The organism is Rhodococcus sp. T2V, assembly GCF_029269925.1.
In the GTDB taxonomy this organism is placed as follows: Bacteria; Actinomycetota; Actinomycetes; order Mycobacteriales; family Mycobacteriaceae; genus Rhodococcus_F; species Rhodococcus_F koreensis.
In genome coordinates this window covers 38,375-61,978 of sequence record NZ_JARJBD010000038.1, presented here as the reverse complement: position 1 = coordinate 61,978, position 23,604 = coordinate 38,375, and the positions used below count along the sequence as shown (strand labels likewise).

Sequence of the window (23,604 nt, the reverse complement as noted above, 5' to 3'; positions counted from 1 at the left end):
AGCAATGGCACAGTTCAGCGTCAATGCGCAACGCTTCGACCCCTATAAGAACTTCAAGTTCCGCGTGAAGTGGGACGGGCGCTACGTCGCAGGCATCTCGAAGGTGGGCGCGCTCAAGCGCAGCACCGAGCTGGTCGAGCACCGCGAGGGCGGCGATCCCTCGACGTCTCGCAAATCGCCCGGCCGCACCAAATTCGAGGCCATCACGCTGGAGCGTGGCGTCACCCATGACGTCGCGTTTGAGCAGTGGGCCAACAAGGTCTGGAATTTCGGTTCCGGACTCGGCGCCGAGGTGTCACTGGAGGACTTCCGTAAGGACCTCATTCTCGAGGTCTACAACGAAGCGGGCCAACTCGCGCTGGCCTACAAGATCTACCGCTGCTGGGTTTCGGACTACCAGGCGCTGCCCGACCTCGATGCCAACGCCAACGCCGTTGCGATCCAGACGATCAAGCTCGAGAACGAGGGCTGGGAGCGCGACTCAGCGGTCATCGAGCCGGACGAGCCGCGCCTCACTGAACCGGCCTGAGAGCAGGTAACCCCATGAAGTCGCTGTCGGCTCACGATTTGCTCATCGCCTGGGAGCACGGATGGAACCGCCATCCGGTTGACCGGGCGCAGCTCCTGCGCACACTGTCTGCGCCCAGTGCCGACCCGGTGGCTATTGCTGGCGAACCGCTCGGTGCGCGCAACGCGGCGTTGCTCGAGGTGCGGGCGGCGACCTTCGGCGGGCGACTACGCGCGCGGATTGACTGCCCGCAGTGCTCGGCACCCCTGGAGCTCGAGCTGGACACGACCACGCTGCTCGACGCGTGCCAGAAGCCGCGGGAGTTGGTAGAAGTCCAGGGACTCCGATTTCGGCCGCCCTGCAATCGCGACCTCGCGTGCATCGCGGGCGAGTTGGATGCGGAGACTGCGACCCGTCAGCTGCTGACGTTGTGCGCGATCGACAAACCCGAGGACCTCGACCTCGACGCGTTGCTTTCTGAGGTCGAGTCCGCGCTCGAGAGCGCAGACCCGTGGTCGGACCTGTCGCTCGCGGTGCATTGCGATGCGTGCGAACGGCGGTGGTCCGAGCCGCTCGACGTACCGGCGCTGCTGTGGGACGAGGTGCAGCACCGAGCTCGTGCGCTGCTCGATGAGGTGCATTTGCTTGCGCAGGCCTACGGCTGGACCGAAGGCATGATCCTCGACCTTTCTGACCGCCGCAGAGCGGCTTACCTGCAGCGGGTCATGGCATGACCGGGCTGCTGCGCCGGTTGGCCGAACGCACCCTGGGCGACAATACGCAGCGGGTTCGTTCACTTGCGCCGATCCGGTGGCTTACGGGGTCAGAGGTCGTTGAATTGGCTGAGCTGACGTCACCCGACGCCGAACCGGCCGTGCCTCCGGCCCGCCCAGCCACCCGCTTCCCAGCTGCGCCTGAGTCGTTGGGCGCGTCGATTCCAGATCCACCAACGGCGTCATCGGAGATCGTCGCGCCGGCGGCGGAGTACCCGTACCCCGAATCGCCGCTCGCCCCGGCGCTGCGCCGCGACCCGGGGGCGTTGCACACCGGGGTGACGGCCACCCAGGAGATAGAGCAACTGACCGCGGAACCACACATCGAGGCGGGCCCCCCGGCGCAACTCGCTCCGCCGCCGAGCATTGATTCCGTCACTCCGCCGACCGTCGGACCCCGGACGCGTCTCGTGCCCACCGGACAGCTGCCGGGGCCATTGCGCACCCCACAATCCGCCTCGCCCCTGGCGCGAGGCGGATTCCACGACCCGGTTGGCGCCGAGACACCCGAACCCGCAACCGAGGTGCACGTACACATCGGGCGGATCGAATTGACCGCGGTGTCTGAGTCGCGGCCGTCGCAGCGGACCGTGCGACCCGCGCGCAGCGCTCGCTCACTCGACGAATACCTCCAGCAGCGCCGGGACCGATCGGGATGAGCAGCGCCCTTGCCCTGGCTGGCGTCACCGCCGTGCTACGTGACCTCCTCAACGACGGGCTGATCAACCACAACGTCGCCGGCGCGATCGGCACCGCGGTGACGGTGAGCGTCATGCCTCCCGACCGGGTCGTCCCGTCGAATGGCAGCGAGGCGAGCCAGCTCAACCTGTTCCTCCACAAGGTCACGCCCAATCTGGGTTGGCGCAACGAACGACTGCCTGCGCGCGACTCGTCCGGGCGCGTACGACTCAGCGACCCACCGCTCGCCCTCGATCTGCACTACCTTCTGACCGCCTTCACAGCCGCGGATCTGCACTCCGAGATCCTGCTCGGTTACGGGATGCAACTGCTGCACGAGAATCCGGTGCTGACCCGTGAGGCCATTCGCACCGCATTGAGTCCGGCGCCGGATGTCGGCACCACCCTGCCCGCCACGCTTCGCGCGCTGAACGCCACTGGGCTGGCAGACCAGATCGAGCAATTGCGAATCACATCCGCGCCGCTGGACACCGAGGAGCTCAGCAAGCTGTGGACGGCGATTCAGGCGCACTACCGCCCGACCACCGCCTACACGGTCTCGGTCGTGCTCATCGAGTCCACGAAAACGGGCGTGTCACCCCTGCCGGTGCTCAGCCGCGGTCCGGTCGGTCCGGTCGGCGGACGCGAACGCGGAATCGTCGTGCGGCCGGACCTCGTCCCACCGCTGCCGACGATCGAGACGGTCGAACCTGCCGGAAAACAGCCCGTCGCACGGCTCGGCGATACCATCGACCTCAAGGGCCACCACCTCGACGGCACGAACCGCCAAGTGCGCCTAATCTCCGACCGGTTCGGAATCGATGAGGTGCTTGCGGCCACCGTCGGCAACGATCCAGGGCTCATCCAGTTCGTCATCCCCACTGCGCGGGCATCCGACTTCCCGGCGACCATCTACCAGATGGTCGCGGATGTGATCCGGCCCGGTGAGCCGGTGCCGCGCTCGACTAACCACATGGCACTCGTGGTGGCGCCCCACATCACGAATCTGCCGATGAACACCGCCGTAGATGGGTCTGGCACCGCGACCTTCACCATCGAATTCACACCGGATTACCGTGCCGGCCAGACTGTTTCACTCGCGCTCGGGTCGGCTGAGGTTGCGGCGCACGGCACGTCGGTGCAGACGGCGTCGCTCGACTTCGTCGTGCCGAACGCCCCGCTGGGCAATCACCTGGTGCGCCTGCGCATCGACGGCATCGAAAGCCCCGTGGTCGACCGCATCACCATCCCGCCCACTTTCCTCGACGCTCGCATCCAGATCTCATGACGACCGCGATCGAACAAGACTGGATTGAGGCGAATCATCGCCTGATGGCGGCCGAACTGGGCCGGCTGGAAGCGCTCCTGGGCGACGGCGACGAGGTTGCGGCGACGGCGAATGTGGCGGCCGCACGTGCGGCGATGCCCGCCTTGGCGGCGATCGACCGGCTCACCGAGGTCTTCACCTTGTCCGCATTCGAACGCGACGTCCTGTTGCTCGCCGCTGGCGCGGAACTCGACACCGAGCTGGCCCAGCTGTGCGGCGCGGCAACGGGGCGGCCGGGCTCCGCGTCGGTGACGTTCGGTTTGGCGTTGGCCACACTGCCGGACCCGGTGTGGAGTGCGCTGGCACCTGTTCGACCGCTGCGCCGCTGGCGGCTCATCCACCTCCAGGAGCAGACCGGGCTGACCGGTGCCCGGATCTGGATCGACGAGCGAGTGCTGCATTTCCTGGTCGGGTTGACGTTCCTCGACCCTGCCCTGGAACCGATCCTAACCCGGATATCGGAGCCGGCGATCATCGCCGATACGCACGACACAATCGTCAGCGCGGTGGTCGCCGCATTGGAATGGCACGACTCGCCACTGCCGGTCATTCAGTTGTACGGCGACGACCCCGACGGGCAGGAGGACGTCGCCGCACGGGCAGCCGCTCGACTCGGACTCAACCTCCATCTGCTGCACGCCGACGACGTGCCCGGCGACCCCGCCGAATGCGCGACGCTCGCCGCGCTGTGGGAACGCGAGGCCGCATTGACCCGCAGCGCGCTGCTCATCCGGGCGGACGGCGGTTCAGGGGGTCTGGCCCGATTCGCTGAACGCGTGGCCGGACTGATGTTCCTCGCCGGTGAACGGCCGCTCGAACTGCGCCGCCCAGTGCTGCGATATGCGGTCCGGCGCCCTGCCCAGGAGTCGCAGAAGAGTTTATGGGAAGCCGCGCTCGGACCAGAAGCGACAGCGCTCGACGAAGAGCTTGACGGCGTGGCCGCCCAATTCCGCTTCAGTGCGCGAACCATCGCCCGGGTCGCGTCCGGTTGGAGCGCACCCGATGACCGCGGCGCCGTTTCATCCCTGTGGCAAGCCTGCCGGGACAGAACCCCTAGCCGATTGGCCGCGTTGGCTCAACGGATCGAACCGGTGGCGACCTGGGACGACCTGGTGCTGGACGAACCCCAACTCGACGCGCTTCGGCAGATCACCGTGCATGTCCGGCAGCGTCTCGAGGTGTACGACGCGTGGGGTTTCGCGCGGAAAAGCTCCCGAGGCCTCGGGATCAGCGTGCTGTTCGCCGGTGAGAGCGGCACCGGCAAGACCATGGCGGCGGAGTTGTTGGCGGGTGACCTCGAGCTCGACCTCTACCGCATTGACCTTTCCGCCGTGGTCAGCAAGTACATCGGCGAGACCGAGAAGAACCTCCGACGGGTGTTCGACGCCGCAGAGGAAAGCGGCTCGGTGCTCCTGTTCGACGAGGCGGACGCGCTGTTCGGTAAACGCAGCGAGGTCAAGGACAGTCATGATCGTTACGCCAACATCGAAGTCAGCTACCTGCTGCAGCGCATGGAGGTTTACCGCGGGCTCGCGATCCTGACCACCAACCAAAAAGCGGCGATGGATCCGGCCTTCCGGCGTCGTCTCCGCTTCATCGTCGAATTTCCGTTCCCCGGCCTCCGGCAGCGCGAGGCGATCTGGCGCCGGATCTTCCCCGCCGAGACACCCCTGGACGGGATCGATTACGCCAGCCTCGCCCGGTTGAACGCGCCGGGCGGGGTCATCCGCAACATCGCGCTCAACGCGGCCTTCCTGGCTGCGGCGGAAAAGGTGCCAGTGACAATGCGTCATCTACTCCGGGCCGCACGCACCGAGGCTGGCAAGCGTGAACGACCGATGTCGCCCACGGAGGTGCAGGGATGGCAGTGAGGCGGATTGTCGTGACCATCGACCAGCTGGGGCTACACGGCGTCGCGCACGCGGACGCGCCGGCACTGGTAGCTGCCCTGCAGGGCGAACTCGAGCATTCGTTGGCGCACGAAGCCAGCGATGCTCAGAGGTGGACTTCCACAGCTCAGGCGGTGCTCCGTCCGCACCCCGTGCGCGAAGGCGGCGGGCCCCAGCGGATGGGTCACGCCCTCGGACAGGCTGTGGCGTCGGGGCTGACGCCATGACCGGATTCCCCAACTCCCCCAAGCTCACCAAGGGCGGCATCGTCCTGGTCGACGCCGCGACCGGACAGGTGCAGCGGGTCATCACGCTGCAGTACAACCCGGACTCGCTGACCCGCTCGCTGCAGGCCAAGACTCTCGGGGAGGGCCAGCATGCCCAGCCACTGCGGCTGACGGGTCCCGCCACCGAGACGATCAAGCTGGAAGCCGAGATCGATGCCACCGACCGGCTCGAGTTCCCGGATCGCAACCCCCAGACCGTTCTGCACGGTATCCAGCCCGAACTGGCGGTGCTCGAGTCGCTGGTACATCCCCAAAGCAGCCGACTGATTGCCAACAACGAACTCGCCAACTCCGGCACGCTTGAGATCGCGCCGATGGAGTCGCCCCTGCCGCTCTTCGTGTGGGGTACGAATCGCATCGTCCCGGTCAAGGTCACCGAGCTCAGCATCACCGAGGAAGCTTTCGACACCGCGCTGAACCCTATCCGCGCCAAGGTGAGTCTTGGGTTCCAGGTGTTGTCGGTCGACGACCTCGGCTTCGACCACAAGGGCGGAAGCGTGTTCCTGAACTATCTCCAGGCCAAAGAGGAGCTGGCCCGGCAGGCACGGGCCGGCGCCCTCGAAACGCTCGGCATCGGAGGCATCCAATGACCGACCCCGTCCAAGCCTTCCTGCAGGCCGCGTCGCTGGAACTCGCGGCCTTCCCGCCCGGCAGCCGGTACCAAGGAATCCCGATCGGCCGCTGGACAGCTGCCGACGGCCGAACGGTCGTCTTCGTGCGCCGGCGAACGGTGCCGCCGCCGGACCGCTTCGTCACCCTGCGGTTGCACACCGTGGTCGAGGGCGACCGGCTCGACAACCTGGCCGCAACCCATCTCGGCGACCCGCAGCAGTATTGGCGGCTGTGCGACGCCAACGGTGCCATGCGGCCCGACGAGCTGATCGACACCATTGGACGAGCGCTGCGCATCACGCTGCCCGAAGGCATGCCAGGAGCAACCGATGCTTGACGCCATCCACCTGACATTGCTCATCGGGCCGATCGTGCCCATACCGGCGCCGCGGGTCGTCATCGACGCGCTCAAGAGCGTGACGGTGACCACCGCGGCGGGGTCGCCCAGCGGCTTCCAGCTCGACTTCGAGTTTCCCACCGACTCGGCGCTCAACACGCTGTTGCTCATCGCCGCGGGCACGAACGCCAGCCCGGCCACCCCGCCGCTGCGGATCATGCTCATCGTCACGCTGAACGGCGTGCTCACCCCACTGTTCGACGGCGTGATGAACACCTTTGATATCCAGGCAGGCCAGAACGGCTCGGCGGGAACCATCACCGTCACCGGCTCGGATCTGACCGCGGTCATGGACATGATCGACTTCAGCGGGCTGCCCTACCCCGCCATGCCGATCGAAGGCCGGTTCGCCGTCATCTGCGCTAAGTACGCGGCTTTCGGGCTCATCCCGCTCCCGGTTCCAGTGCTGTTCCCGGATGTGCCGATCCCGGTCGATCGCATCCCCACCCACCAGGGCACCGACCTGCAGTACGTTCGGAAACTCGCCGACGACGTCGGCTACGTCTTCTATCTTGAGCCCGGTCCCGTGCCCGGGACGAACATCGCCTATTTCGGGCCCGAGATCAAGGTTGGAATTCCGCAGCCGGCACTCAACATCGATATGGACGCGCACACCAACATCGAGTCGATGAGCTTCTCCTTCGAGCCGACCAAGGGTGTGCAGCCGATCGTCTTCATCCAGAACCAGCTGACCCGCGTGCCGATCCCGATCCCCATTCCGAACCTCAACCCGCTGCAGCCACCGCTCGGCGTCCTGTCCACCCCCCTGGCCAACATCACCATGCTCAACGACACCGCCAAGCTCAACCCGATGCAGGCCATCTCCCGCGGGCTCGCCGAAGCGAAGAAATCCCAGGACTCGGTCACCGCGAACGGTGAGCTGAACGTCCTGCACTACGGCAGGATGCTCAAGGCCCGCGGCCTGGTCGGGGTGCGGGGTGCGGGTTTCGCCTACGACGGGCTGTATTTCGTGGAGAGCGTCACCAGCACTCTGAGCCGGGACAGCTTCAAACAGAGGTTCACCCTGACTCGCAACGGGTTGATCTCCATCACCCCCAAGGTGCCAGCATGAACAGCCAACAGAAGCACTACGGAAAGTACCGCGGCGTTGTGCTCAACAACGTCGATCCGATGCAGCAGGGCCGGCTGCAGGTTCAGGTGCCTGACGTCACCGGCCTGGCACCGGCCAGCTGGGCCATGCCATGTGTGCCCATTGCCGGCATCCAGGCCGGGATGGTGGCACTGCCGGTGCCGGGCTCAGGCGTGTGGGTCGAATTCGAGCAGGGCAACGCCGATCACCCGATCTGGACCGGCTGCTTCTGGGGCAGCGCGGGCGAGATTCCGGCGCTGGCGCGGGTGACACCACCCGCAATACCCGCTATCACTCTGCAGACTCCATTGCAGAACGGGTTGACCGTATCGGATCTGCCAGGGCCGACCGGCGGAATCGTGCTCAAGAGCGCAACCGGCGCGATGCTCATCGTGAACGACACCGGCATCTACATCCAGAACGGCAAGGGCGCGATTATCACTCTGGTCGGCCCCACGGTAACCGTCAACAACGGCGCGCTGGTGGTGATCTGATGCCAGGTCCCCTGCTTCACGTCGGCGCCTCGGTGCTGTGTGTTCACGGCGGCACGGCGACGCCCACCATGCCGAATTCGCGGGTGCTCGTCGGTGGCCAGCCGACCGTGCTGATGTCGGCGCCGTACGCGATCGCCGGTTGCCCCTTCGTGACGGGCACCAACCCGATGCCGTGCGTCACCGGACTGTGGACGGTCGCGGCGATCCGGGTGACATCCAACGGCCAGCCGATAGTGCTGATGGACAGCCAGGCGGTGTGCGCTCCGAACGGGACACCCGTCATGGCAACCGCGGCCCAGACCCGAGTCGTTGGGAGCTGACATGGCGCCGAACCTGCATTACCCCTACCAGTTCGACGGGCGCGGGCACACCCGCACCGAGGCCCACGCCGAGTGGATCCGTGGCCTGGTGGAGCAGGTGCTGTTCACCGCACCTGGCGAGCGCGTGATGCGCCCGGATTTCGGCAGCGGCCTCCGCCAGCTGATATTCGCGCCGAACAGTGACGAGCTCGCGGCGACCACCCAGGTGCTCGCCCAGGGTGCCCTGCAGCAGGGGCTCGGTGATCTCATCATCCTCGAGTCGCTGCAGGTCCAGGCCACCGGTGAGACGCTCACCGTCACCGTCCGATATCTCGTGCGACTCACCGGCGAACCCGCGGAGCACACATTCGACCACGGTGGTGTGGCGTGATCTACACCTGCTGTGACAAGAACCGGCGCGCCGCGGTGGACGCGCACGCCACCCTGAACGGGATCGACCAGCTGGAGGTGCTCGACCTCGACGCTCCTCCCGGTATCTCGCGGCAGCGCACGCTGATGGTCCGGTTGCTCAAGCCCGTGCCGGCTGGCCTAGCCCCCGACAACGTGCGCATCGAGGGCGGTGAGCGGGTGCGCAATGTCGCCGTCGAGTGGGTTGCCCCGGCAACGGCGGCGCCCGAGGCCCCGGCCTTCTTCGCCGCGTTAGATGAGGCCGACCAGGTGTTGCTGGTGCGCACCGACAGCACCGGCGATTTCACCACCTACACCCTGCGGCTGGTCCGCGCGTCGGACGACGCACGGCCCCCGGCCGACTTCGACCCGGTGTTGGCGGCGGTGTCGTTCAGCTTCAAGGTGGAGTGTCCGAGCGACTTCGACTGTCGGCCACAACGCGTGTGCCCGGAGGAACCCGCCCCGGCACCGGACATTGACTACCTAGCCAAGGACTACGGCGGATTTCGTCGGTTGATGCTGGATCGCCTCAGCCAACTCGTTCCCGGTTGGCGCGAGCGCACGGCCGCCGACCTCGGCGTGACCCTCGTCGAACTGCTGTCCTATGCGGCCGACCATCTCAGCTACTGGCAAGACGCGGTGGCCACCGAGGCGTATCTGGAGACCGCCCGCCGCCGGCCGTCACTGCGGCGCCTGGCCCGCCTTGTGGACTACGCCGTACACGAGGGCTGCAATGCGCGCGCGTGGGTGCAATTGCGGGTGTCGGATGACGCGGTGGATCTGCACCCGCAAACCGTGCGGTTGTACACGCGGGTGCCGGGCGCACCTGACCGCATCGCGGTCGACTCTGCCGACGATGCGGCCGCCCTCCGACATCGGCCCGAGGTATTCCAGCCCATGCATGAAGTAACGCTGCATGAATCCCACAACGACCTGTTCTTCTACACGTGGGGCGACAAGCAGTGCTGCCTGCCCGCCGGGGGAACCCGGGCCACCCTGCGCGGCCACTATCCGGACCTGCGTGCCGGTGACGTGGTGGTGTTCGTGGAGGTGCGCGGACCGCTCACCGGCAACCCCTCGGATGCCGATCCCGCACACCGCCACCCGGTACGCCTCAGCGGGATTCAGGCGTTCGACGGTGCAGCGCAACTGACCGACCCGCTGACAGAAGAAACGATCACCGAGATCGAGTGGACCACCGACGACGCGCTGCCCTTCCCGGTGTGCGTCTCTGCCCGCACCGACGACGAACACGGCGCCCAGTTGGTCGAAGACATCAGTATCGCGCTGGGCAACATCGTGCTCTGCGATCACGGCCGCAGCATCACCCAGGAATCCCTCGGTGTGGTGCCACCCGCTCGGCTGCGTTATCCGGCCGACGACCCGGATCACTGCTCGCCGGGTACACCGGCACCGATACCGCCACGCTTCCGCCCACCCCTGGCGGAAGCACCGCTGACGCGACGCGGCATGATGCCGAGGTCCACCGTCGAGCACGGGGTCCGCGTGACCCGGCAGGTCCCCTTCGACCCCGATGCCTCCGCGCGTCGCGCGTTCGAGTGGCGGATGGCCGACGTCGTACCTGACATCACGTTGGAATCACAGACCGGCGCATTCACCGCACATTGGGTGAGCCGCTCCGACCTGCTTTCCAGTTCAGCCTCGGACCACCATTTCGTGGTGGAAACCGAACACGACGGCACCGTCGCACTCCGATTCGGCGATGACATGCACGGGATTCGACCAGACGACGGGACGACGTTCACCGCGGACTACCGAGTCGGCAATGGTGTGGCCGGCAATGTCGGCGCACACACTATCGTTCACGTCGTCACCGACGACGGGCGCATCTCGGCGGCGGTCAACCCGATGCCGGCGCGCGGCGGCATCGAGCCGGAGACCGCCGCCCAGATCCGGCGCAGCGCACCACAAGCCTTCCGCACCCAGCAGCGCGCGGTCACCCCGGCCGATTACGCCGAGGTCACCGAGCGCCATGACGGTGTCCAGCGCGCCGCCGCCAATCTGCGCTGGACCGGCAGCTGGCACACCGTTTTCATCACCGTCGACCGTGTCGGCGGTGAACCGCTGGACACGGCGCTCGTCGAGCCGCTGGCGCGCCACGTGAACCGTTACCGCATGGCCGGGCACGACTTGCGTTTCGATGCCCCTGTTTACGTGTCCCTGGAGTTGGACCTCTTCGTGTGCGTGGCACCCCACTATTTCCGCGGCGACGTGCGGGCCGGGTTGCTGGAGGCACTCGGTAGCGGAGTGCTGCCAGATGGCCGGCGCGGCGTCTTCCACCCGGACAACTTCACCTTCGGCCAGGCAGTGTACTTGAGCCCGGTTTACGCGGCGGCGCATCAGGTCGCCGGGGTCGACTCGGTTCATGTGACGCATTTCAATCGACAGGGTCGCGACGACACAGCGCCGTTAAATGACGGCTTCCTGCGGCTCGATCGGCTCGAGATCGCCCGGCTCGACAACGACCCGAGCTTTCCGGAGCACGGGGTGCTGCGGCTCGAACTCTCGGGAGGCAAATGATGTCGAGCCTTGTTCCCCGTGCCACGGACTGCGGCTGCTGCGCCGGCGTCGACAGGGAAACCCCGCGTCGGATCGCCAACACCCCCAGGATGTCCGCGATCGTCTACCGAGTGGGGTCCTGGGCCCAGTTCAGGGCATCGATGCTGGCACGGCTGTCGAGCTCGAGCATGCCCGCTCTTTCCGGGCTGAGCACCCGATCGGATGATGACTTCACGATCGCGCTCTGCGATGCATTGGCGATGTCGCTGGATGTTCTTACCTTCTACCAGGAGCGCATCGCCAACGAGCACTATCTGCGCACCGCCACCGAGCGGCACTCGATCGTGGAGATGGCACGGCTGATCGGCTACCAGCCAACACCCGGCGTCGCCGCCGCCACCTACCTGGCCTTCACCACGCACGAAACGCCGGGTGATCTCGAGTCAACCCCGGCACCGATTCGCGTACCCGTCGGCACCCGGGTACAAAGTGTCCCCGGCCAGGATGAACAGCCGCAGTCATTCGAGACGGTGGAGGAGATCGAGGCACGGGCCGAGTGGAACTCGATCCGTGCACAGCAATCCCATCAGTGGCGACCTGCGCGCGGCGATACTGACTTATACCTGGCCGGTCTGGACACCCGGTTGAAGCCCGGCCACGCGATCCTGATCGTCGGCGAGGACCGCCGCAACGACAACGGCAGCGAACGCTGGGACGTGCGCGTGGTGGCGGCCGTGGAGGAGGACCGGGACAACACTCGTACTCGCATCGTGTGGGACGTCCCGCTCGGACACGTCGCCCCGCACGTCGATCCGGCATCCAGGACGGTGCAGGTCTTCGCGTTGCGAACGCGGGCCGCCCTGTTCGGCCACAATGCGCCCGACCCGCGGTTGATGAGCCGAACGGGGTCCCGCCTGAGCTATCTGGTCACCGGCAGTGGGGCCAGGCTGCGGTGGGCCCATTACTCGATGGGAGCCACTATCGACCTCGACCGTGTGTATCCGGGGGTCACGACGGGCAGCTGGCTGGCGCTGGTGTCCAACGAGGCGGGATACGGCACGCCCAGCCTGCCCGGCTACACCGAGCTGTACCGGGCCGCCGAGGTCAACGAGGTGAGCCGCACCGACTACGCGCTGAGCGGCAAGATCACCCGGGTAAAGCCGGATACCGGCGAAAACCTCACGCGCTACGGTCTGCAACAGACGCTCGTGCTGGCGGAGAGCGAGGAGTTGGCGATCTGCCCGCGCCCGCTGCTGTACCCGCTGTACGGCGACCTGATCGCCATGGACACCCCGGTCGCCGGCCTGCATCCCGGTCAGGCACTAGCCGTGGGGGGTGTGCGCCAGCGCATCGCGATCGCGGCGGGCGTGCACGACCTGTTCCTGACAACCGAGGCAGGCGCCACTGTCACACTGTCCGAGGGCGACAGCCTGGTGCTGTGGGCCGCGCCCGCTCAGGTGCAGAGCGGCACTCCGATCTACCGCACTCCCGAGGAGCTCGAGCTCCTCGTCGGCGATCCTGCCGCGCTGCTGATTCTCGCGGTGGTGGACCGCGACGGGGTGGCCGGCACGCTGCGGGCCCTGGGCTCCCAGATCCGCCTCGGGCAGGCACTGGACAGCGACGCCCGGGTATCGGAGGTCGTCGTCATCAAGGCCGGATCCGACTCGGTCAGCACTGAGAGCGGGCGCACTGTCGTGCGTCTGGCTCGTGAGCTCGAACACGTCTACCGGCGGACCAGCGTCCGCATCAACGCCAACGTGTCCGCGGCGACCCACGGCGAAACGGTGGTGGAGATTCTTGGTGGCGGCGGCGCCAGCCAACCGGATCAGGAGTTCCCCCTCAAACAGGGGCCGCTGACCTACGTCGGCGCCGACACCCCCGACGGGCGGGCGTCGACATTGCGGGTCCGGGTCAACGACCTGTTGTGGACTGAGGTGCCGACGCTCTACAGCCGAGGCGGCGAGGAACGCGTCCACACCGTGCGGCTGGCCGACGAGGGTGCGTCGACGGTGTGCTTCGGTGACGGCGTCGCCGGTGCGCGTCCGCCGACCGGGCAACACAATGTGCGCGCGACATACCGGAAGGGCGTGGGTGTCCAAGGCAATGTGAGCGCCGCGAAGCTGACGACCCTGCTCAGCCGTCCGATCGGGGTGGACTCCGCGACCAATCCGGTGCCCGCGGCGGGCGGCGAGGACCCCGAGCCCCTGGCTTCGGCCCGCGAGAACGCGCCGCTGACGGTGCGAACGCTGGAGCGGGCAGTGTCGGTCGACGACTACGCGGACTACTCGCGGGCGTTCGCCGGTATCGACAAGGCATACGCGGTGTGGGTACCTGCCGGACCCGCCCGCGGCGTCTGCATCACCGTCGCTGGGATCGACGGAGCAACGGTGGTCTTGTCGGCGACCGGGACCGGTGGGCGCCTGCTTGAGTCGCTGCACAGCTACGGCGATCCGCTGGTGGAAATCCGGCTGCAGAACTATCGGCCGGTCGGTTTCCGAACGCGGCTGTTGGTCAAGGTCGGCGCGGCATACCGGACCGACGCGGTTCTCGCTGCGGTGGACGCGACGCTCCGCGAGCAGTTCTCGTTCGCGAAGCGGGATTTCGGGCAGGGAGTCACATTGGATGAGGTGGCCGCTACCGTCCATACCGTCGAGGGCGTGGAGGCCGCGCAGGTGGTCAAGTTGTACAGGGCCACACCGGGCGCGGTTCCGACCCGCGAGCAGCGATTGTCCGCAGCGCTGCCGAGCGTGTCGCTGACCGCCGCTCCCGCGCCCGCCGAACTGCTGACGCTTTCGGATACGCCCCTCGAACTGGGGACCATGCCATGAGCCCGCGGACCCTGTACGAGCTGCTGCCGGCCATCCACCGAATCCGGGATGCCGCGCTGGCCGCGTCCACCGGACTGGAGCGGGGGCCACAGGAGGAACTGCTGGCGCTGTTCGCCGACGAGATCGGTGCCGTCGAGGAGAACCTCGAGCAGCTCTACGAGGATCTGTTCATCGAGACCTGCGCCGACTGGGTCACGCCCTACATCGGTGACCTGATCAGCTATCGCGCTCTCTATGGCGTTGTACCGAGCGTGGCCAGCCCGCGTGCCGAGGTGGCCGACACCATCGCCCTGCGCCGTCGCAAAGGCACGGCGCTGGTGCTCGAACAACTCGCGCGCGACGTGACGGGGTGGCCTGCCTGTGCCGTCGAGTTCTTCGAGCTACTTACCACGACGCAGTACACGAATCACACCCGGCCGCACAGCCGGCGGTGTATCGACCTGCGGGACCGCGAGTCGTTGGAGTGGATCGGTAGCGCGTTCGAAACCGCAAGCCGCAGCGTGGACGTGCGCCTCATCGAGTCGGGCGGTGGACGGCACAACATCCCGAATGTCGGAGTGTTCGTCTGGCGCATTGGCTCCTTTTCGCGGCGTGAAGCACCCGCGGTCCGCGTGGATTCGCGCCGCTACCGTGTCAGCCCGCTGAACCACGATGTACCCCTGTATAACCACCCCGAGGCCGAGGACGACATCACACACCTGGCCGAGCCGTTCAATGTGCCGGTGCCCATGACCCGCTGGCACCTGTCGACCCATCTGGCGCGGCATTATGGTGAGCGCTCGGGGCCTGGGCAACCGGTCGACAACCCCACCCCGAGCGTGGACCTGTTCGTCGACGGTGCTGCGATCGACCGCGACCGCATCGACGTGTGCAACCTGTCCGACGACGGCGCGGCCTGGGCGCATGTGCCGCCCGCCGGGCGGTACGCGATTGACCCGGAACTCGGCCGGATCGCCCTGCCACCCGACGTGGTGGACACCGCTGCCGAGCCCGCCGAGGTGCGCGTGACGTGGCACGAGGGCGCTGTTGCCGAAGTCGGCGGCGGCGAATATGAGCGCGGTGACACGCTGCCGGCACCCGAACCGGGTGCCACGGTCGTTCGGGTGCCCGATGACCAACCGAATCTGGCCGCGGCTCTCGCGGCGGTGGCGGGCGATGGAGTGGTAGAGATCACCGACAGCGGTCGCTACGACGCACCCGCATCGGTCCAGATTGCCGTCGGCGCGGAGGTGCAGATCCGGGCTGCCAACGGCCGCCGTCCCACGTTGGTGTTGTCGCAACCTCTGGTGGTGTCAGGGGAGGCCGGCAGCGTGTTCGTCCTCAACGGCCTGCTCGTCACCGGCGAGCACATCATCGTGCCGGCCGCGGGCGGCAATGTCCTGTCCCGGTTGCGACTCGTACACACCACGATCGTGCCCGGTTGGACGCTCACCGGAGCTGGCTCCCCGCAACACCCGGACGAACCCGCGCTGGAGTGTGAATTGCCCGACTTGGCGCTCGAAGTGGAGCGCTCGATCGTCGGCGCGCTGCGCCTCGACCAACACGCGTCCTGCCGAGCACTCGACAGCATCATCGACGCCACCGCCCGCGATCGCACGGCCGTCGCCGGTCTCGACGGCAACGCGCCCGGCGGGCGCCTCACGCTCGAGTCCTGCACGGTGATCGGCAAGGTGCACGCTGCCGAATTCGCGCTGGTCTCCGATTCGATTCTGGCCGCCGAGCTCGGTGCGGGAGACACCTGGCCGGTGGCCGTGCGGGCCCTGCGCAAACAGACGGGCTGCATCCGATTCAGTTTCGTGCCGTTCGATTCGATCGTGCCGCGGCGCTACCACTGCCAGCCGGACTCGGCGGCGACGGCGCGCAGGATCGCACCGCGATTCACCTCGTTGCGTCACGGCACGGCGGCATACGTGCAGCTACAGACCCGCACCGCCGACGCCATCCGGCGCGGCGCCGACAGCGAGAGCGAGATGGGTGTCTACCACCATCTGTTCGGGCCCCAACGCGAAACCAACCTGCGCATCCGGTTGGCGGAGTATCTCCGTGTCGGCTTGCGCGCTGGCATCTTCTACGAGTCGTAAGGAAGCCGATTATGGGACTCGATTACAGCCGCATCCGCTTCGATGCACGCCGGGACTTCCTTGGCGTCCTTATGCAGCAGGGCCGCGTCCAGCTCGACTCGGATTGGAACGATTGGGTCGCCGAGTTGTCGCGGCGGATGCAGGCGGGTGCCCTGGACACCGTCGGGCGCGCCGTGGTCCCCCGGGAGACCGCCGATGGATTCCTGATCGAGGCAGCCGGCGGTGGGCTGACCATCGGGGCCGGGCGGATGTACGTCGACGGTCTGCTGGCCGAGAACCACGGCGCACCGCCGGCCGACGAGTGGAATCCGCGGTTGGCGGAGCTCACCAGCACCGACCCGGTCGACTACACCGTCCAGCCGTATCTGCCGAACCCGCCGGCGCTGCCCGCTTCACCGGGTCCACACCTGGTTTACCTTGACGTCTGGCAGCGCGAGGTGGGCCTCCTTCAGGACCCCGATCTGATCGAAAGTGCGGTCGGGGTCGACTCCACCGGCCGCCTGCAGACCGTGTGGCAGGTGAAGGTGCTCGCCGGCGTCGGCGACGTGACATGTGCCAGCGACGACGCCGACGTCCCGAACTGGCCGGACACCATCCGTCCCTCCGGCGCCCGGCTGACCACCTCGACCGGCACCGTTTCGGAGCCGCCCAACCCTTGCCAGGTACCGCCGGGAGCGGGGTATTCGGGGCTGGAGAACCAGCTTTACCGCGTCGAGATCCATACGCCCGGCCCGCTCGGCACCGCGACCTTCAAGTGGTCGCGGGACAACGCCACCGTGGCGACCCGGGTCACGCATGTCAACGCCGCGGGCGACCAGCTGACGGTGGAGAGCACCGGTCGCGACGACGTGCTTCGCTTCAATGACGGCGACTGGATCGAAGTCACCGACGACTGGCTCGAGCTGCACAACCAGCCAGGTGAGCTGCGGCGGATCAAACTCGCCGGTGGGGTGGACGACGTGGGCCGCACCATCGAGCTGGAATCACCGGTGACGGCGGCGTTGTTCCCCGTCGACGCACAGAACGCGACCGACCCGGGCCGCCACACTCTCATCCGGCGATGGGACCAAGGCGGCCAGGTGCGTAACGAGGACGGCACCGCCTACGCCGATCTCGACGCGGCCGGCAGCACCGGCGATATCGTCGTCCCGCCCGCCAGCTCCCCGGTGTTCCTGGAGTACGGGGTCCTGGTCGACTTCGACCTCGACCCGGTCGGCGGTGAATTCCGGCCGGGGGATTACTGGGTCGTCGCCGCCCGTGCGGTCGACGCCTCGATCGACGAGTTGGACCGGGCAGCACCGTTGGGCATCCACCATCACTACGCGCGGCTGGCCATGGTGACGTTCCCGGACGACGAGACCGACTGCCGGATGCTTTGGCCGCCGCTGACCGAGGGTGAGAGCTGCGACTGCACGGTGTGCGTGACCCCGGACGGCCACAACTCGGGCACCGCCACGATCCAGCAGGCTGTCGACTCGGTGCAGGCCGTCGGCGGCACCATCTGTCTCGGCGCAGGTACCTACCTGATCCGCGAGCCGATCCAGCTTCACAGTGCCCAGTCGCTGCGGATACGCGGACAGGGCTGGGCCACGATCCTGCTGGCCAGAGCCGTCGGGACGGTCATCGACGTGTCCGGTGGGAGCGGGATCGCGCTGGAAAACCTGTCGGTGATCGGCGGTGGCCTGGACAGCGACGACGGCCGCTCAGTCATGGTCTCCGCGACGAACGTCATCGACTTCCGCATTCAACATTGCAACGTGGTCGGCGTCGCAAACCGGGACGCCACCACGGCCGCGCTGGGTTTCTCCGGTGCGGTGCTGGGGGCAGCCGTCACCGACTGCGCCTTCGTGGCGGTGGACGGCGTCGTCAGCGGCCCGAGCCGGGAAAAATACCTGCTCGCCGCGCATCTGCGCATCGCGGACAATGTGCTGTTCTGCCGTCAGCGCGGCATCGTCTTCGAGCAGGCCAGCTTCTACGTGGGCGACTGCAGACTCGTCGACAACCTGATCCTGGGCTGCGCCGACACCGCGCTGGTCGCCATCGGCGGCACCGTTCCGGGGTCGTGCGTCACCATCGCGGGCAACGCGATTCACACCCAGGGCACCGGCATACGGGCCGGGACGGATGACCTGTCGATTCGGGAAAACCAGATCACCGGCCGAGACCGGGAACGTGCGGCGGACGGCATCGTTCTCACTCGCGGGCTCGATCCGATTGCCATCGACCGGCTGCACGTCATCGGGAACCGGTTGCTGAGCATCGGCGGCCGCGGGATCGTGATCGAGCACCGCGTCGAGACCGGCATGATCAAGCAGAACGCTCTCGACGGCACCGGCGGCGCCGGCCTTACCGTGGAGCCGGGCGGCAGCCTGGGGTACGTGTCTATCGAGAACAACAGGTTCGCCGACATCGGCGCGGACGAGAATCCGGACCTCGCGTTCGCCGGCCTGCAGATTGTCGCCGCCGACCGTGTCGACCTCGTCGGCAACGTGGTGGAAGGCGTGGGCCGACAGGCGCTGGCGAATCCGTTCGTCGCCGGGATCGCGGCCGGTGCCGTCGGCGAGTTGCGTGCGACGGGCAATCGGCTGCGTGCCATCGGGCCCGAGACGAGCGCGAGGCTGATAGCCGGGATCTACGTCGCCCCACCCGTGCCGCAGGTCACCCTCGACGACAACTCGGTGCACCGGACCGGTGATGATCAGCAACCGTTGGTGCCTTGGGCCGCGATCCTGATTTTCCCGGTCAGCTGGACCGACCTCGAGCAAGCCGAGAACGCCGGATTCGACGCGTCGGGGCCGGGCATCGGTAGCTTCAAGTTCGCCCATGCCGAAACGTCCACATTCTTACTCAGTCCGACACATCTGACCGCGATCAGCACGGTGCCGTCAGAGGTGTCCGTCCGGGGTAACCGCCTGCAGGGCGGCGATATCCGGGTCCCTCTGGTCGTTATCGGCGGCGGGGTGGGGACCTGCCTGTTCTCGGACAACCACTGCCGTGTTGCGGGACAGGTTGGCAACGAACCGGTACACGGATCTCTGGCTGCGGTGGTCAACAACGTAGCCAACAACCGACTCACGGCGGAAACCGACGCGGAATCCTTGCACCTGATCAACGGCAACGAGCTCGCCGTGGTCCTGGGCAACATCAGCAGCGGACGCATCCGGGTGAACGGCGCAGCCGTGCCAGCACCCTTTGACCAGCTCAACCTCCTCGCTCTCTGATCAAGGATTCGGCATGAAAATCACCGTTCTGCACGAAGCGACCTCGGTCGACGCCCTGGTCGAAAGTATCGCCCCGGGGCTCGCGCCCGACGACCGCGAGCGTGTCGCCACCGCGCTGCTCAAGGCCAACCCGGGCCTCAACCGGCGGGACCGACTCGAAGTCGGGACCGTCCTTGCGGTGCCCGCGGTCGCGGGCGTGGCATTCACGCCCGCAGCAGGCACATCGGGGATGCACGACCCCGTCGAGAAGATCGGCGGCCAATTCGCCCGCGCAATAAAGGATTACGGTGCCCACCTCGCGCAGCGTCACGAGCAGTACCAGGACCAGCTTAAGCAGGAGGCCACGCTGCTGGAGAGCGAGCAATTTCGAAGTGTGCTGCGCACGCGCCAGGACGACCTCGGACCCCTCGTGCCACGGATCGAGGCCTCGATCGAGGCCCGCTCACGAGCGGCAGCCGCGCTGGACCAGGACGTGCAGGAGGCGGTGCGCAAACTCGTCGATACTCTCGCGAGTCTGTGACCACGCGGTGAAGCTCCGGGTGGAGGTTCGCCGATGACGCGTCTGCATGGAAATGTGGCGCTGCATCCGGGGCCGAACGCTGCCCTCAGTGTGCTGTCCAGCGGCGCGTGGGCGCAGCGGCCACGGGTGCCCGCGCGGCCCCATGAGGGCGGACTCGAACCGGCCGTGGCCGCAGAGGAAACGGGGGCGAGCCCCTCGGATATCGAGCCCGGGGCCAGCTTCCGTTTTGCGGACCTGCGGGTGGCCGGGCTCGAACGCATCGCGAGAACGCCCGCCGTCGAGTCGCCGACGCCGGTCGTGGCTCCCAACGGTCCGTTCGAGGTCACCGAACCGAACGATCCGAGCGAAGTCGAGGCCGATCGCTTTGCCGACGCCGCCGTCGAACTGCTCGCACCTGCCACCCCGGTAGCCCCCGCCACCTCGCGGGTCGCGTCGACCGCACCGATCCCGGCGACCCTGCCCACCACGCCGCCAACCGAGCCGGAGACCGAGGAGGAGGTGGAGGAGGCCGACAAGGCCGAGCGGGACGCCGACAGTGGCAAACAGTCCACCGGCGCCCTCCCGTCCGAGCCACCGCCGCTGCCCGAGAGCGTAGGCGCTCCCCTCGGCGCAGCCGTCCGCGAGCGGATCGAGCCGTTGATCGGGATCGACCTCAGCCGAGTGCGGATCCATACCGATGCCAGGTCGGCCGCACTCGCGAAGCATTTCGAGGCTCGCGCATTCGCCAACCGCAGTGACATCTTCTTCGCCTCGGGCGCGCATGCCCCGAACACGCGATCGGGTCTGCACCTACTTCTTCACGAAGTGGCTCATGTGGTGCAGAACTCGGGTCGACAGCCCGGCTCCGACACCATCGCGCGCGCACCGTTCTTCAGCGGTCCGGGCGTCCACGACAAGATCGAAGAAATACTGATCGAGAAGCACAAAGGCACCCATCTGATCGCCGAGGGCGTGCTCCCGGGGGCCAACAAAAATGGCAAGGAGCTGTCCCGCCTCGGCCACCCGGACCTCTACCGATCCTCGGCCGGGGCCAAGGTCCCCTGGGTCCGCGGGGAAACACAGGACGACGGCTCACTGAAATATGTGCCCGTCGTCCTGGGTGGACGCAAGCATCCGCGCACCTTCGGCGGGAAGCCCGGGCATGAACCGACCGTAGACAAGAACCAGAACTTCACCGGCGACTTTCCGACATCGTTCGAGGTGGCCGAGATCAAGCCGGTGGGTTTCTTCAAGGGCGGGGCGGAGTACGTCGCGGAAAGCTTGGTCCAGTCGAACAATTACCTTGAGGGATTTCCGGAGTTCGCCAAGCAGGCCCGGGCGGACGGCAAGAGCCAGACTATTCCGACGGCGGCATTTCTGACGAAGGTTCCGAACTTCCTGCCGCCGGCCATCGACTACAACAACTTCGCCAGCGACGCCGCGAACCCGTCGCCGGCCAAGCCGAATCTCGTCTTCGGCCCGCGGCGGTACTGGGTCTATCCGCAGCAGAGCTCGCCCGTTCTGCACTACGTAGACCTCCCGCATCCGTACGCCGCCTCCGACTACACCAAGGCTCTCGATGACGTCTTCGCCGTGCTCGAGGGTGTGAAGAACCGCCTCGGGGATAAGCAGTACAAGCTTACCGGGAATAAGCAGTACAAGTTTAAGTCGACCCGGCAGCGCGGGGCCCGCGGACGCCGTCGCACCCGCCGCGTGGCGCGAAAGACCGACTGGAAGGCGGTCCACACGGCCTGGGAGGCGGACCGGTTGAAATGGGATGACACGAAGGCCAAGCCGTACCTCAAAACCGACGCGGCCAAAGCCGTCCGGGAGAAGGCCGCGGCCGATCGATTCCTCAAACTGCCCGTCAGCCTGGATGCGCAGGGCGACGACCGGGCCCACAAGTTCCGGCAGGTCGAGCTCTTCAGCGGCCGGACCGGAAAGATCCTCGGCGACATACGCTACGCACTCGCGCCGGTGTTCGAGAAGATCGGACCGTTCTTCGAATGGCTGAAACAGAAATTCACCGCCCTAGTCGGAAAGCTCAAGCAGGCGAAGACGCTCATCGGTGGCATGACCTGGGCGCAGACCATTCTCGATGTGATATGCGCCGCGCTCCGGACCACCGTGCAGGAGGCCGTGTCCCTGCTGTTCGGCAAGTTCCAGTCCTGCATCATCGGGATGATCGACAACTTCGTGCAGGGCTTCACCCGCGACTTGACCGACGAGTTGGAGAAGCCGTTCGAAACCGCGAAGAAGGCCTTCTTCGATTGGCTCGGTACCGACGAGCAGGCGGCCGGGCAGCTCATCACCGACGTCCAGGCTTCGTTCACGAAGTACGAGGCCATCGTCGACGGGGTCATGAACGTCCAACGGCTGGTCGACGAGATCAAGGTCTACGAGTTGGTCATCCGGGGCATCGTCGAGGCGATTTCGTGCGCGACTCCACCCGGCTTGGGGTGCCTGTGGGGCCTGGTGGCGCAGCTGGCGCCCCAAGCGATCGTCGACCTCGCCATGACGTCAGATCTGTTCCAGGATAAGGTGGTCCGGCCTCTCGTGCGAGATCTGTTGTCCGACATCCTCGATGAGCCGTTCTCGCGCATCGTGTCGACAAGCATGGAGGCGATCGGACTCGGCAAGTACGGCGAGGATGTGACGGCCTGTCACATCACGCCGATCGACATGAAGAAGTTGCTCGACCAAGCCATCACGCCGGGATTGAAGATCACCGATCCGGCGCTTCTTCGCAAGCGTGAGGAATGGGAGAAGGCACACGAGGGCGCGCTCCTCGACGCCGCCGAGGGCAAGTTCATCAAGAAGGACGGCAAGCCGGCGACCCGCCAGGAAATCAAGCGGTTGATGGAGGCGACACGCGATCTGCTGCCGTCCGCGGGCAACATTCAGGATGCCGTGGCCGGTGCCCGCCGGGCCGACGGGAAGATCGACTTCCAGAAGCTCTCGGACTGGGCCCAAGGCAAGGTGAAGGCCAGCCCTCGTGTCGTCCCGTCGGGAGGGTTTTCCGCTGATCCCGGGCACCGGACGGATCCGGGCTACGTAAAGGACACGTTGGGACGCCTCGATCTCGCCAAGGCGTCCGCATCACAGCTGGTTGCTGTGCTGGAAGACTCGCGCGACAGTGACGGCAACGTCAACGTAGACCAGTTCGCCCGCCGGATGGAGAAACACGTCGAACGCCAACAACTCAAGCGCGATATCGAGGCCCAGCAGCCGGACCTGCGGGGTGTGCCCAAACAAGCAGGCCCCGAACTGACCGATCCCAGCGGGACGGCAGCGAGCAGCGATCAGCTGCGCGAGCTGGTGGAAAGCCTGGCGAAGGCAAACCTCGGCGAGGTGAGTGCCGCTGAGAAGGTCGCAGCGGCGCGAGGTGCCAACGGGAAGGTGGATGTGGCACAGCTCAAGGCCGCCGTCGATGCGGCGGCCGGTGGCCTGGCCGGAAGCGCGCCGCCCGGCTCAGACGCGCCCTCGCTCGGGGCGGAGTCCGATGAAGCGCCGCCGCAGAAGAAGCCGGAACCCAAGCAGCCCGACAAGGACTTCGGCAGGGGGCCTCGGGACACCGGTCCGCCATTCCGGATCGGCCCGTTCGACGTGGGCCCACAGCCTATGGTCGGGCCGGAGGGCACCAAACGAAAGCAGGGGTAAGGCTCGGGGGGCGAGCGACGCTGCGCAAAGATC

The 23,604-nt window shown here is 67.0% G+C and carries 18 protein-coding genes; 17 read left to right on the top strand and 1 reads right to left on the bottom strand.

All coding sequences use genetic code 11. The features are described from left to right. Nucleotides 1-4: 4 nt before the first annotated feature. The 10 genes from P3H15_RS28310 to P3H15_RS28265 all read left to right on the top strand — a co-directional run bounded on the left by P3H15_RS28310 (nucleotide 5) and on the right by P3H15_RS28265 (nucleotide 8,055). A complete protein-coding gene (locus P3H15_RS28310) occupies nucleotides 5-529 on the top strand; it encodes a phage tail protein (protein WP_276140278.1) in 525 nt (174 codons plus the stop codon). 14 nt (nucleotides 530-543) lie between these two features. Beyond that, nucleotides 544-1,242, top strand: a complete 699-nt coding sequence (locus tag P3H15_RS28305; protein ID WP_276140277.1) for a hypothetical protein — start codon at nucleotides 544-546, stop codon at nucleotides 1,240-1,242. 104 nt (nucleotides 1,243-1,346) lie between these two features. Beyond that, entirely contained in the window at nucleotides 1,347-1,940 is a 594-nt protein-coding gene (locus P3H15_RS28300) for a hypothetical protein (RefSeq protein ID WP_276140276.1), read from the top strand. After that, a complete protein-coding gene (locus tag P3H15_RS28295) occupies nucleotides 1,937-3,247 on the top strand; it encodes a DUF4255 domain-containing protein (RefSeq protein ID WP_276140275.1) in 1,311 nt (436 codons plus the stop codon). The genes P3H15_RS28300 and P3H15_RS28295 overlap by 4 nt, the downstream gene beginning before the upstream one ends. Beyond that, nucleotides 3,244-5,157, top strand: coding sequence for an ATP-binding protein (locus tag P3H15_RS28290; RefSeq protein ID WP_276140274.1), 1,914 nt, complete (start codon nucleotides 3,244-3,246; stop codon nucleotides 5,155-5,157). The genes P3H15_RS28295 and P3H15_RS28290 overlap by 4 nt, the downstream gene beginning before the upstream one ends. An 11-nt stretch (nucleotides 5,158-5,168) precedes the next feature. Further along, entirely contained in the window at nucleotides 5,169-5,402 is a 234-nt protein-coding gene (locus tag P3H15_RS28285) for a hypothetical protein (RefSeq protein WP_276140273.1), read from the top strand. Beyond that, nucleotides 5,399-6,052: a hypothetical protein gene (locus tag P3H15_RS28280; protein WP_276140272.1), complete on the top strand. Its 654-nt coding sequence runs from the start codon at nucleotides 5,399-5,401 to the stop codon at nucleotides 6,050-6,052. The genes P3H15_RS28285 and P3H15_RS28280 overlap by 4 nt, the downstream gene beginning before the upstream one ends. Then, nucleotides 6,049-6,411 (top strand): hypothetical protein, encoded by a 363-nt coding sequence (locus tag P3H15_RS28275; RefSeq protein WP_276140271.1) that lies wholly within the window; start codon nucleotides 6,049-6,051, stop codon nucleotides 6,409-6,411. Before P3H15_RS28280 ends, P3H15_RS28275 begins: the two co-directional genes overlap by 4 nt. Further along, entirely contained in the window at nucleotides 6,404-7,543 is a 1,140-nt protein-coding gene (locus P3H15_RS28270) for a hypothetical protein (protein WP_276140270.1), read from the top strand. Before P3H15_RS28275 ends, P3H15_RS28270 begins: the two co-directional genes overlap by 8 nt. Continuing rightward, nucleotides 7,540-8,055 carry a phage baseplate assembly protein V gene (locus P3H15_RS28265; RefSeq protein WP_276140269.1) on the top strand — a complete coding sequence of 172 codons (516 nt, stop codon included), beginning with the start codon at nucleotides 7,540-7,542 and terminating at the stop codon, nucleotides 8,053-8,055. Before P3H15_RS28270 ends, P3H15_RS28265 begins: the two co-directional genes overlap by 4 nt. 43 nt (nucleotides 8,056-8,098) lie before the next feature. Here the strand turns inward: P3H15_RS28265 and P3H15_RS28260 are convergent, their stop codons facing one another. Further along, a complete protein-coding gene (locus P3H15_RS28260) occupies nucleotides 8,099-8,338 on the bottom strand; it encodes a hypothetical protein (protein WP_276140267.1) in 240 nt (79 codons plus the stop codon). A 38-nt stretch (nucleotides 8,339-8,376) separates the two neighbouring features. On the opposite strand from P3H15_RS28260, the gene P3H15_RS28255 reads away from it, so the two are divergent. The 7 genes from P3H15_RS28255 to P3H15_RS28225 all read left to right on the top strand — a co-directional run bounded on the left by P3H15_RS28255 (nucleotide 8,377) and on the right by P3H15_RS28225 (nucleotide 23,571). Beyond that, the gene (locus tag P3H15_RS28255; RefSeq protein ID WP_276140266.1) at nucleotides 8,377-8,745 is read left to right on the top strand and encodes a GPW/gp25 family protein; all 369 of its coding nucleotides are present in this window, start codon (nucleotides 8,377-8,379) and stop codon (nucleotides 8,743-8,745) included. Next, nucleotides 8,742-11,303 carry a putative baseplate assembly protein gene (locus P3H15_RS28250; protein WP_276140265.1) on the top strand — a complete coding sequence of 854 codons (2,562 nt, stop codon included), beginning with the start codon at nucleotides 8,742-8,744 and terminating at the stop codon, nucleotides 11,301-11,303. Before P3H15_RS28255 ends, P3H15_RS28250 begins: the two co-directional genes overlap by 4 nt. Before the next feature lie 89 nt (nucleotides 11,304-11,392). Next, entirely contained in the window at nucleotides 11,393-14,110 is a 2,718-nt protein-coding gene (locus tag P3H15_RS28245; RefSeq protein ID WP_276140264.1) for a hypothetical protein, read from the top strand. Beyond that, nucleotides 14,107-16,191 (top strand): hypothetical protein, encoded by a 2,085-nt coding sequence (locus P3H15_RS28240; RefSeq protein ID WP_276140263.1) that lies wholly within the window; start codon nucleotides 14,107-14,109, stop codon nucleotides 16,189-16,191. Before P3H15_RS28245 ends, P3H15_RS28240 begins: the two co-directional genes overlap by 4 nt. 11 nt (nucleotides 16,192-16,202) lie before the next feature. Then, a complete protein-coding gene (locus tag P3H15_RS28235) occupies nucleotides 16,203-19,412 on the top strand; it encodes a DUF6519 domain-containing protein (protein ID WP_276140262.1) in 3,210 nt (1,069 codons plus the stop codon). 13 nt (nucleotides 19,413-19,425) lie between these two features. Next, the gene (locus P3H15_RS28230) at nucleotides 19,426-19,932 is read left to right on the top strand and encodes a hypothetical protein (protein WP_276140261.1); all 507 of its coding nucleotides are present in this window, start codon (nucleotides 19,426-19,428) and stop codon (nucleotides 19,930-19,932) included. Nucleotides 19,933-19,965: 33 nt separating this feature from the next. Beyond that, on the top strand, nucleotides 19,966-23,571 hold the full coding sequence (locus P3H15_RS28225) for a DUF4157 domain-containing protein (RefSeq protein WP_276140260.1): 3,606 nt from the start codon (nucleotides 19,966-19,968) through the stop codon (nucleotides 23,569-23,571). Nucleotides 23,572-23,604 lie beyond the last annotated feature (33 nt).

What these genes read in the sequence shown, in the direction of transcription:
- P3H15_RS28225 (WP_276140260.1), top strand. Translation starts at nt 19,966, where the DNA reads ATGACGCGTCTGCATGGAAATGTGGCGCTGCATCCGGGGCCGAACGCT.
- P3H15_RS28240 (WP_276140263.1), top strand. Translation starts at nt 14,107, where the DNA reads ATGAGCCCGCGGACCCTGTACGAGCTGCTGCCGGCCATCCACCGAATC.
- P3H15_RS28260 (WP_276140267.1), bottom strand. Translation starts at nt 8,338, where the DNA reads ATGACGGGTGTCCCGTTCGGAGCGCACACCGCCTGGCTGTCCATCAGC.
- P3H15_RS28265 (WP_276140269.1), top strand. Translation starts at nt 7,540, where the DNA reads ATGAACAGCCAACAGAAGCACTACGGAAAGTACCGCGGCGTTGTGCTC.
- P3H15_RS28245 (WP_276140264.1), top strand. Translation starts at nt 11,393, where the DNA reads ATGTCCGCGATCGTCTACCGAGTGGGGTCCTGGGCCCAGTTCAGGGCA.
- P3H15_RS28280 (WP_276140272.1), top strand. Translation starts at nt 5,399, where the DNA reads ATGACCGGATTCCCCAACTCCCCCAAGCTCACCAAGGGCGGCATCGTC.
- P3H15_RS28270 (WP_276140270.1), top strand. Translation starts at nt 6,404, where the DNA reads ATGCTTGACGCCATCCACCTGACATTGCTCATCGGGCCGATCGTGCCC.
- P3H15_RS28255 (WP_276140266.1), top strand. Translation starts at nt 8,377, where the DNA reads ATGGCGCCGAACCTGCATTACCCCTACCAGTTCGACGGGCGCGGGCAC.
- P3H15_RS28290 (WP_276140274.1), top strand. Translation starts at nt 3,244, where the DNA reads ATGACGACCGCGATCGAACAAGACTGGATTGAGGCGAATCATCGCCTG.
- P3H15_RS28295 (WP_276140275.1), top strand. Translation starts at nt 1,937, where the DNA reads ATGAGCAGCGCCCTTGCCCTGGCTGGCGTCACCGCCGTGCTACGTGAC.
- P3H15_RS28235 (WP_276140262.1), top strand. Translation starts at nt 16,203, where the DNA reads ATGGGACTCGATTACAGCCGCATCCGCTTCGATGCACGCCGGGACTTC.
- P3H15_RS28310 (WP_276140278.1), top strand. Translation starts at nt 5, where the DNA reads ATGGCACAGTTCAGCGTCAATGCGCAACGCTTCGACCCCTATAAGAAC.
- P3H15_RS28305 (WP_276140277.1), top strand. Translation starts at nt 544, where the DNA reads ATGAAGTCGCTGTCGGCTCACGATTTGCTCATCGCCTGGGAGCACGGA.
- P3H15_RS28230 (WP_276140261.1), top strand. Translation starts at nt 19,426, where the DNA reads ATGAAAATCACCGTTCTGCACGAAGCGACCTCGGTCGACGCCCTGGTC.
- P3H15_RS28275 (WP_276140271.1), top strand. Translation starts at nt 6,049, where the DNA reads ATGACCGACCCCGTCCAAGCCTTCCTGCAGGCCGCGTCGCTGGAACTC.